The organism is Streptomyces sp., from assembly GCF_031178505.1.
In the GTDB taxonomy this organism is placed as follows: Bacteria; Actinomycetota; Actinomycetes; order Streptomycetales; family Streptomycetaceae; genus Streptomyces; species Streptomyces gulbargensis.
Genome location: NZ_JAPSIW010000702.1, coordinates 1 through 3,653, shown reverse-complemented (window position 1 = coordinate 3,653; position 3,653 = coordinate 1). Strand labels below are relative to the sequence as shown.

The window sequence follows — 3,653 nt, the reverse complement described above, 5'->3', positions numbered from 1 at the left end:
GTACGACGTCGGCGCCGTGTTCAGCGCGGGCGTGTCGTCCGGCGGCTACATGGCCACACAACTGCACGTGGCGTACTCCGGTACGTTCGAGGGTTCGGCGTCCTTCGCCTCGGGGCCGTACGACTGCGCGCGCGGCTCGCTGTCCACCGCGCTCAACGCCTGCATGGACACCACGCAGCCGCTGGATCCCGCGGGCCTGGAGCGGCTGACGCGGGAACGCTCGGCGCAGGGGCTGATCGATCCGGTGGAGCAGCTGGCCGGGGACCCGGTGTACGTGTTCGGCGGTGCGAACGACACGACGGTGAAGCGGCCGGTGGTGGACGCGCTGGCGGACCACTTCGGGCGGTTCGGTGCCCGTGTGCGCCACGACCGGTCCTCGGCGGCCGGGCACGCGTGGGTCACGCCGCTCGGCCCCAACGCGTGCGCGGTGACGGCGAGTCCGTACCTGAACGACTGCGGGATCGACGCGCCGGGCGCGCTGCTCGGGCATCTGCTCGGTCCGGTGGCCGCGCCGGGGTCGGGGACGGGTGGTTCGCTCATCCGGTTCGACCAGAACGCGTACGCCCCCGGCGGTTCGGCGGCGGCCCTGTCCATGGGCCCGGAAGGGTTCGCGTACGTGCCGTCGTCCTGCGCGGCCGGGGCCCGCTGCCGGCTGCTGGTCGCCCTGCACGGCTGCAAGCAGGGGTACACGTACCAGGGCTTCGGGACGCGGTTCGTGGAGGGCGCCTACCTCAACGAGTACGCCGACACCAACGACCTGATCGTGCTCTACCCGCAGGCGGCGCCGACCGCGACCCTGGAGAACCCCAACGGGTGCTGGAACTGGTGGGGTTACCTCGGTGACCGGGCGTACGCGCGGCACGGTGGGAAACAGATCGAGGCCGTGATGGCGATGGTGCGGGCGCTGCGCGGCGAGGGCACGCCGCCGCCCCTGCCGGGGCGGGCCGTCCTGTCCAGCACGGACGCCGAGGACGGGTACGTGAAGGCGGCGGCCGACGGGTCGGGCGCCGCGGTCGGCACGCTGGAGGACTCGTACGGGCTCGCGGTCGGCCGGGGCGCGGACGGTCGCGTGAACCGGTCGGTGGTCTCCTTCGACACCTCCCGGATTCCGGCGGGGGCGGAGGTCACCCGGGCCTGGCTGACGGTCGCGCGCAGCGGTGGCTCGGGCGATCCGTGGGCCTCGCCGGCGGGGAACCGGCTGCTGGTGGACGTCCGGTCGGGCTGCTTCGGCGGCTGCGCGGTCGAGGCCACGGACTGGTCGGCGGCGGCGACGGTCGCGGGCGGGGCGGAGGTGCCGGCCTTCTTCTCGGGGAGCGCGATGTCGTCGGAGCTGTCGGCTGCGGCGGTCGCGGCGCTGAACCGGGGCGGGACCACGCAGATGCGGCTCGGGTTCGCGGCGGCCCCGGCCGGGACGGCGTACCTCTTCGTGAACCGGGACGCGCCGGTGACGCTGACGGTGGAGTACCGGACGACCGGGTGAGGAAGTGATCCACGGGTGGGCCGGGGGTTCAGCGGCCGGTCCTGTCCCATTCGAGGGTGACGCGCAGGCTGGCCTGGGCACCGCCCTGGACGACGAGCGCGGTGAGACGGCCGGCGTCCAGGCAGAGCTGGCAGCCGAACTCGACGGTGGCCCGGTCGGGGGCCGCCCGGTCGAGGGCCCGTCCGATCTGTTCGGCGAAGGCGGAGAGGGCCTCGGTGACGGCGGAGAGGTCGGGCAGCCGGCCGCCGAACCCCTCCAGGCCCTCGTCGGGGGCGAGGCGCCGCGCTTCCACCCGGAGCGTGGCGCCGCCCGCGCCGACCTCGACCTCGGTGACGTCCGGCACGGCGACTCCTTGGATGCAGAGGTGGTGGAGGGGCTGTCAGCGCGGGGGCGGCGGGAGTTCCTCGCCGGTCTCCAGGAGCGACTTCAGGCTGGAGATCAGGGCCGGCCAGCCCTCGCCGATCAGTTCGCGGATCGTGCCGCCGGGCTCCAGGTCGTCATGGGTGACGGTGAGCCGGACCATGTCTCCCGCGGGTTCGAGGGCGAAGGTGACCTTGGACCGGCGTTCCGCCGCGAGCCGCGCGTAGACCTCGTCACCGATGCCGACGGCCTCGGCCCAGGCGGGGGTGATGGTGTGCCAGGTGTACGAGAGGAGGCGGCCCGGCACGGCCTCGAGGACCATCTGCTCGGGGTCGGAGGTCCGCCGGCCGCCCTCGTCCCAGACCATGGCGGCGCCCGGCGTCCACTCCGTCTCGAAGGCGACGCCCCAGTACCGGCGGGTGAGCTCGGGTTCGGTGAGGGCCTTCCAGAGGTCGTCGGGCGTGGTCCGGATGTACGTGGTGTAGACGAAGGCGTCGCTGTCCATCGTGCCGTTCCTCCGGGTCTGCCCCCGCGCGGTCTGCCCTCTCCTCCCTCCTCCACAGTAGGCGGGCCCCGTGGCACGCTGCCAGCGAAGCGCCCCCGCCCGGGGGAGCGGCCGCCCCGGGCCGCCGGGGTGGTGCGTCCGTTGAATAGGTGCGGAGGAAACTATTCAACGGACTGCTAGCGTGTCGGGATGTCGCTCAAGCACGCCGTTCTCGCCGCTCTCCTGGAGGGTGAGGCATCCGGGTACGACCTGGCCAAGATCTTCGACGTGTCCGTCGCCAACTTCTGGGCGTCGACCCCTCAGCAGCTCTACCGCGAGCTGGACCGGCTCTCCGAGGCCGGACTCATCACGGCCCGGGTCGTCGAGCAGGAACGGCGTCCCAACAAGCGGATGTTCCGCCTCACGGAGGCCGGGCGCGCGGACCTGTACGCGTACACGACGACGGCGCCGCGTCCGACCGCCGTCCGCGACGAGCTGATGGTGCAGGTCCAGGCGTGCGACAGCGGGGACACGGAGGCGGTCCGGGGTTTCGTGGCGGAGCGGATGGAGACCGCGCGGGGCAAGCTGGCGCGGTACGAACGGCTGCGGGAGTGGCTGCTGGACGGCCGGGACGAGGAGACGTACCTGCGGGAGGCGGAGCGGGTCGGACCGTATCTGACGCTCCTGCGGGGCCGGCTCCTGGAGGAGGAGAACCTGCGGTGGGGCGAGCGGGTGCTCGCCGTCCTGGACGCCCGCGCCGCCGGTGCCCCGGCCGGGGTCCCCACGGAACGTACTCTGCGGTAACGTCTCCGGCCGGCCACCGGACTTGCCGGTGCGCGGCGGGCACGGATCGGGGACGGACTGCATGAACATCGGTGACCTCGTCGAGGACTTCACCCTTCCGGACGAGACGGGGACGCCCCGTTCCCTGACGGGGCTGCTGGCCGACGGGCCGGTCGTCCTCTTCTTCTACCCGGCGGCTCTCACTCCGGGCTGCACCGCCGAGGCCTGCCACTTCCGGGATCTGGCGGCCGAGTTCCACGCGGTGGGGGCGCGACTGGTCGGCGTCAGCGCCGACGAGGTCGACCGGCAGCGGGAGTTCGCCGAGCGGCACTCGCTCGGATTCCCCCTGCTCTCCGACCCGGACGGCGCTCTCCGTGCCCGGTTCGGGGTGAAGCGCGGCTTCTCCCTCGCGCCGACGAAGCGGGTGACCTTCGTGATCGGACAGGACCGGCGGGTGCGGGAGGTCGTGCGCAGCGAGCTGCGGATGAGCGCACACGCCGACCGGGCGCTCGCCGCACTCCGCCGCCCCTGACCCAAATACGTATC

5 protein-coding genes are annotated in these 3,653 nt (G+C 73.3%); 3 read left to right on the top strand and 2 right to left on the bottom strand.

Features of this window, described 5'->3' with window-relative positions; all coding sequences use genetic code 11:
* The coding region (locus tag RIF68_RS30780) for a PHB depolymerase family esterase (protein ID WP_309054554.1) at positions 1-1,480 on the top strand (1,480 nt) is incomplete at its 5' end.
* Positions 1,481-1,508: 28 nt separating this feature from the next.
* Here RIF68_RS30780 and RIF68_RS30775 read toward each other — a convergent pair.
* Complete coding sequence (locus tag RIF68_RS30775) at positions 1,509-1,823, bottom strand: CU044_2847 family protein (RefSeq protein WP_309054553.1); 315 nt, start codon at positions 1,821-1,823, stop codon at positions 1,509-1,511.
* Between the two features lie 36 nt (positions 1,824-1,859).
* Positions 1,860-2,345 (bottom strand): SRPBCC family protein, encoded by a 486-nt coding sequence (locus RIF68_RS30770; protein ID WP_309054552.1) that lies wholly within the window; start codon positions 2,343-2,345, stop codon positions 1,860-1,862.
* Between the two features lie 189 nt (positions 2,346-2,534).
* Between RIF68_RS30770 and RIF68_RS30765 the strand changes: the two genes are divergently transcribed.
* The gene (locus RIF68_RS30765; protein WP_309054551.1) at positions 2,535-3,128 is read left to right on the top strand and encodes a PadR family transcriptional regulator; all 594 of its coding nucleotides are present in this window, start codon (positions 2,535-2,537) and stop codon (positions 3,126-3,128) included.
* 61 nt (positions 3,129-3,189) lie between these two features.
* On the top strand, positions 3,190-3,639 hold the full coding sequence (locus tag RIF68_RS30760) for a peroxiredoxin (RefSeq protein ID WP_309054550.1): 450 nt from the start codon (positions 3,190-3,192) through the stop codon (positions 3,637-3,639).
* Positions 3,640-3,653: the final 14 nt, after the last annotated feature.